Consider the following 5,824-nt stretch of genomic DNA (forward strand, 5'->3'; position numbering starts at 1 on the left):
TCATAATTCTGCTAACAGTAGTATAAGGGATATTAGTGACTTCGGCAAGATATTTACGATCTATCTTTTCTTGTTTTAATTTTTCTTCTAAAAATTCTTTTACTTTAGTAGCAAGTGCCATATTAATAACCTCTGAATAAATAAAGGATAGATATATACAAAGTGTGTCGAGTATTACCAGCCTTGTTACATGGATCGAAAAGCCTACTCAATGTCATGCCTGCGTAGGCAAAAATCTAGTAAAACTATATAAAAACAAGTTGTTATATGGTTATTTTATCAAAAATATAACTTCTGTAGCAATATTGCAGTTATTTTACTGAATCCCCACCTACACGGGAAAGCTTTATTGCTAGTATTTTTTATTGTTGTTTGGCCCCCCGTGGTCAAGCCACGGGGTGACACACAGGGGATTGTACTGATCCATACAACAATGCCTACGCGGTAATGACATAGAGTACAAAAAAAACAGAAATTACTCCTTAGGCAATAATACTTGTACAAATTCCGTTTTAGATAGATCAGCTGCCAAGTTTACCATAACATCATGTTCTGTCACTTTAGACACATAGCCCACTAAAATACCTGCAGGATAAATATTACCGTGTCCAGAGGTTACTATCTCCTCATCTTGCTGTACTAAATGATTGTTAGGCAAGTATAAAATTTTACTATTATTATTATTACCTGCTAAAATACCTTGTTCTCTTGAAGAATTAGCTTTAATAGGTATTCTAGAATTAACATCGCTAATTAACATTACTTTCGCATAATTATTACTCACTTCTATTACTTTTCCTACTAATTTTCCTGCATTAACAACGATTTGATCAGGTTCAATGCCTTGCTTTTTACCTGCAGAAATCAAAGCAGTTCTAGAAAAGGGATTAAAGGAAACACTCAGTAATTTAGTAGTAATATATTCAAATTCTTCTTCCTCAGCAATCGTTAACAAATCTTTTAATGCAATGTTTTCGGCTCTTACCAATTCTACTTCACTTTGTAAATGTTGTAATCTTGCTATCTCAAGTTTAAGTTCTATATTTTTTCGTTCTAAATCTTGAAAATAAACAAATTTTTGTGTTATTGAATTTATATATTCAAATATATCTTCATACACTGCTAAACCGATTGATACTATACTACCAGTTACTTCAAGTGATATACTAGATATTTTTTTAGGTGTAGCAAAAAATAAATATACAGACAATCCAAGCCCAAATATAACAAAAAAACGCTTAAGAGTATTTGATATTATACTTATTAATTCTAATGAATTTGAAGAATTTTTTACTCTATTTGCAAGTATTGCCATTTTTAATCCTGTTTAAATAGTACATGTTTTAGCTTTGTAAAATCTTCAAGTACTTTTCCTGTTCCAAGTGCCACACAAGAGAGGGCATCATCTGCAACTATTACTGGCAATTTAGTGGCTTCACTAAGAACAAAATCAAGATTTCGTAATAATGAGCCGCCGCCTGTTAAAACAATTCCCTTATCAACTATATCTGAAGATAATTCAGGAGGTGTTGCTTCTAGTGCTACTTTTACCGCTTCAACAATTTGACTTACCGGTTCAATTAGACTATCAGCAATTTGTCTTTCGTTCAATATCATTTCTTTAGGAATACCGTAAATTAAATCACGTCCTTTAATTTCCATCTTTCTCGGCTCAGCGTTTTCATCTACATAAGCCGTACCTATTTCTTGCTTTATCTTTTCGGCAGTAGCCTCACCTATCAATAGGTTATAGTGCCTTCTTATATATGAGATAATAGCTTCATCCATCTTATCACCGCCGACTCTTACCGACCTTGCATATACTATGCCCCCTAATGACAAAACTGCAACTTCGGTAGTACCTCCTCCAATATCAACAATCATCGAACCGGTTGCTTCCGTTACGGGTAGCCCTGCCCCGATCGCTGCCGCCATAGGTTCTTCAATTAAATAGACATCCCTACCCCCTGCACTTTCTGCTGCTTCTTGGATAGCACGACGCTCAACCGGCGTAGAACCAGAAGGCACACAAATAACAATTGTCGGCCCAAAAAAAGAGCGACGATTATGTACCATTCTAATAAAATACTTTATCATTTCCTCTGCACCCTTAAAATCGGCAATAACACCATCTTTTAAAGGTCTTTTTGCTTCAATATCCGTAGGAGTACGCCCAAGCATCATTTTTGCTTCATGACCATAAGCATAAGGCACAAAAGCACCGTCTTTTTTTATTAACGCAATAACAGAAGGTTCCCTTAGAACAATTCCACAATTTTTTTGATAGACAATAGTATTTGCCGTACCAAGATCTATGGCCATACCGGAAGAAAACCCTTCCAAAAATTTCATTATCATTTTATTTTTTCTCTCTAAATTCTCAAAATACTTCTATAGAAGTGTTAACAAAATAAACAGTCCCATAGTAAATAAAAATTTAATATAGATGAAATTTAATTTGGAAAAGAGCAAGAAGCCTCGGAATTTTTGACCGCAGCGTAGAATACTAAGTGAGGATCAACAATGAGAAGCGACAATGCCAATTTTTCAAATTAAACTTCGTCTATATTAAATTTCTTTATAATGTAACATAATAAAGTTACTAATAAAAAATATTAGCATACTAGGTAATAAAATAGCAGCAATTAAAGACAAATTATTATAAGTAAGTATTTTTAATAATATTTCTGATAACGAATATGCTATAAAACCTGAAAATAAACCTAATAGCAGTATTTTTTCTTGGGAATTATCACGCTGTTTAAGACTAATAAAACAACCTGCTAAAATTACGGTTGCCATCATCATTATAGGCTTAAATAATTGCTTGTAATAATAAATTTGATAATTAATAGCCGGTAAACCTGAATTTAATAATTCATTAATTAATTTAGGTAAAGCCCAAATAGAAACCATTTCAGGACGAATAAATTTATTTACTAAACTATTAATTGATAAATTTGTCTGCATAGTTAAATTATTGTAAGCCTTAGTTTCCTCTTTTGTGAAAACCTTAACTCTATTTAAATGTAACATTTTATTTTCAATAATACCGTATAATGCATCAATTCTCTTTAAAAAAGAATTATTATGATCAACAAATAAAATTGTAATATTATTTAATTTTTTCTCGGCAACATTAATAAATTGTGTTTGGATAATTTGAGTTTCATCATTTAAAGATTCAAAAAATAATAAGCCTGATTTAGATATTATACCCTCACTCAAGGCTTTTTTAGTTAGTTTTGCTTCTAATAACTCATATTTTTGTAAGCCTATAGCACTGATAGGATTCAATATAGTCGTAAAAACTATACCTAACATTAAAGTTACAATACATGGAATAACAAGCACTTGCCAAATATGAATACCGCTAGATAACATAGCCGTTAATTCATTATTTTTTGTTAGATTTCTAAGAAAAAATAACATAGCGGTAAAACTCATTAATGAAGATACTTGACCTAGTAAATAAGGAATCTTATATAAGATAAGTCTCCAAAAAAAACTAAAAGGAACATAAATATTTTTGAATTTTTGTAAAAGATCAAAAACATTTGAGATAATTAATAGCCCGATTAAAAGAAATAATATAATAAAGAAACACTTAGAATATAATTTAGTAAGATACCAAGAAAGTGTTTTTAGATTAATCATTATAAATTCAGTGCTAATGCGAATTTAAATAAGAATTTGTGTGGTGGGGCTGGTAGGACTTGAACCTACGACCACACCGTTATGAGCGGCGTGCTCTAACCAACTGAGCTACAGCCCCTTTTCATTTGAAATTTATATAATTATTATGCAGTTAAGTCTAGTAAAATTTTTATATTTTTGAGGTATCGCCTAAAAAACAGGGCAATATGGTTCAGTGTTTTCATCATTGTGAAGAATTACAAAGTAATTGACAAAGCAATCTCAGGAGTTTGTTGTTATTTCATGAGATTGCCACACAGCCTATGGCTTGCAATGACGGTTTGGTATCCACGCATCAACGCTTTCGCAATAATAACATCAAGTTATAAATAAAAAAAAGGCCGAGTAGTAAACTCGACCTTTTAGGATACTATAATTAGTAAATAATTTTAGTGGTGTACAACTGTTACAGCTCTACGATTATAGGCAAAAGCTTCTTCAGTATTACCCATCATAGCAGGCCTATCTTTACCATAAGAGATTGTATTTAATCTGTTATGATCGATTCCTTTATGAGCTAAGAATTTTTTCGCTGCTGCTGCTCTTCTTTCACCTAAACCTAAGTTATATTCTTTGGTACCTCTTTCATCGCAATGTCCTTCAACAGTAACTTTGACTTCAGGGTGCTTTGATAACCAGCAAGCTTGTCTCTCTAGTTCTTCTTTAGCCTTTGGTGATAAAGCAGAGCTATCAAAAGCAAACCATACTGCATTTCCTGCATGCTTCTCGAAATCTTTCATTAATGAAGTTTCTTCACTTTGGTTCATATTACCGTCAAATTGCGGTGCTCTTTTTGTTGTATTACACCCTCCAAGCACACATAATGCAAGAAAAGCTAATGTAATTTTTGTTTTCATAATTAAACTCCTTGAGATTATAATTTATTAATATTGAATTCATTTTAGCTAGTCATAAAACTAAACTAACCAAAAACTATGTGAGTTAGTATATATCATTATTTTATTAGTTTAAAGGCTAAAATATTATAAAATGCAATTACTCATGTATAAATGTGGTAAAAATATCATTTAATACAAGTATATACTTTGGATAAATAGATAGATGCAGTTTAATGAGGAAAAGAGGAATCGATTTTGAAGCTTATAACCGCAGCGTATATATAATATGTGAGAATTATAAGCAAATAAGTAGTGTTGCCAATTATTTTAAATAGACATCTTCAGAAACTCGCTTATAGAGAGGAATTTGAAGGAGACACGGCACGCAGAACCGCAGCGTACATAGAGGTACGTGAGGATTCGACTACAGGATCAACGTACAAATTACCTCTAGTAGTAGAGTTTCCAAAGATGTCTAATAAAACGAGTATATTCACCATCTAATGAATGCACTGCCCCAAGTAAGACCTGCACCGATAGCTGAAAATAGTAGAATATCACCTTTTTTTATTTTGCCTGATGCTTTGAGAGTACTCAAAGCAAGCGGAATAGAAGCAGCAGAGCAGTTAGCATGTTTGTCTACGGTTTTCACTACTTTATGCTCTTCTATATTTAATAGTTCAGCGAGTTTATTTATAATACGGATATTTGCTTGATGAGGTATAAAATAATCAATATCACTTACACTGAATTGATTAGCATGCAGTAAATCTTTTATAGATTGTTGCATTTTTTCTATTGCATGACGAAATAATTTTTGCCCCTGCATAACTATTTTGCCACTAATACCGTTCATACTTACACCACCGTTTGTATATAATATTTCATCATAATCAGCACCACTTGAGAAGATATTACTATCTATTAAACCGGAATCATCACTACTACGCTGTAATATTACGCTACCGGCCCCATCACCGAATAAAACGCAAGTAGTCCTATCATTCCAATCTAATAACGACGTCATTTTCTCGGCTCCTATAAGCAAAATAGTTTTATATTTATCTGATGAGATAAGAGAATTTGCCACTTGTAAACCATAAACAAAGCCGGCACATACTGCTTGTAAATCAAAAGACGGTATATTAGTTAAACCAAGATAACCTTGAAGCTTAGAGGCAACTGAAGGGAAGCTATTATCGGGAGTAGTAGTACATGTAATAATTAAATCAATATCATTTACCGATATCCCTGCATCTGCTATAGCTTTTTCAGCTGATTTTAAAGCA

At 32.3% G+C, this 5,824-nt stretch carries 5 protein-coding genes, 1 tRNA gene and 2 pseudogenes; 1 reads left to right on the top strand and 7 read right to left on the bottom strand.

Annotated elements, in window-relative coordinates:
* From BG75_RS10210 to pal, 6 genes and pseudogenes are all read right to left on the bottom strand, one after another.
* Positions 1–142 (bottom strand): annotated as a pseudogene (locus BG75_RS10210) (helix-turn-helix domain-containing protein); the annotation flags it as partial.
* Positions 143–475: 333 nt separating this feature from the next.
* Positions 476–1,315, bottom strand: coding sequence for a rod shape-determining protein MreC (gene mreC / locus BG75_RS06265; RefSeq protein ID WP_062811805.1), 840 nt, complete (start codon positions 1,313–1,315; stop codon positions 476–478).
* Positions 1,316–1,317: 2 nt separating this feature from the next.
* Positions 1,318–2,358, bottom strand: a complete 1,041-nt coding sequence (locus BG75_RS06270; protein WP_010977764.1) for a rod shape-determining protein — start codon at positions 2,356–2,358, stop codon at positions 1,318–1,320.
* Positions 2,359–2,568: 210 nt separating this feature from the next.
* On the bottom strand, positions 2,569–3,657 hold the full coding sequence (locus BG75_RS06275) for an LptF/LptG family permease (protein ID WP_062811806.1): 1,089 nt from the start codon (positions 3,655–3,657) through the stop codon (positions 2,569–2,571).
* Between the two features lie 41 nt (positions 3,658–3,698).
* Positions 3,699–3,775: transfer RNA gene (locus BG75_RS06280), tRNA-Ile, on the bottom strand.
* A gap of 310 nt (positions 3,776–4,085) precedes the next feature.
* Positions 4,086–4,553, bottom strand: coding sequence for a peptidoglycan-associated lipoprotein Pal (gene pal / locus BG75_RS06285; protein ID WP_062811807.1), 468 nt, complete (start codon positions 4,551–4,553; stop codon positions 4,086–4,088).
* Between the two features lie 215 nt (positions 4,554–4,768).
* Between pal and BG75_RS07950 the strand changes: the two are divergent.
* Positions 4,769–5,039: pseudogene (locus BG75_RS07950) on the top strand (palindromic element RPE1 domain-containing protein).
* On the opposite strand, the gene BG75_RS06290 reads toward BG75_RS07950, so the two are convergent.
* Positions 5,029–5,824: beta-ketoacyl-ACP synthase III (locus tag BG75_RS06290; RefSeq protein WP_252903701.1), on the bottom strand; the 796-nt coding region annotated here is incomplete at its 5' end. The pseudogene BG75_RS07950 and the gene BG75_RS06290 sit on opposite strands and share 11 nt — an antisense overlap.

The organism is Rickettsia endosymbiont of Proechinophthirus fluctus (assembly GCF_001602635.1).
Taxonomy (GTDB): Bacteria; Pseudomonadota; Alphaproteobacteria; order Rickettsiales; family Rickettsiaceae; genus Rickettsia; species Rickettsia rickettsii.

Excerpts from the sequence above, each read along its gene's own strand:
- mreC (WP_062811805.1), bottom strand. The coding sequence starts at position 1,315 with ATGGCAATACTTGCAAATAGAGTAAAAAATTCTTCAAATTCATTAGAA.
- BG75_RS06270 (WP_010977764.1), bottom strand. The coding sequence starts at position 2,358 with ATGATAATGAAATTTTTGGAAGGGTTTTCTTCCGGTATGGCCATAGAT.
- BG75_RS06275 (WP_062811806.1), bottom strand. The coding sequence starts at position 3,657 with ATGATTAATCTAAAAACACTTTCTTGGTATCTTACTAAATTATATTCT.
- pal (WP_062811807.1), bottom strand. The coding sequence starts at position 4,553 with ATGAAAACAAAAATTACATTAGCTTTTCTTGCATTATGTGTGCTTGGA.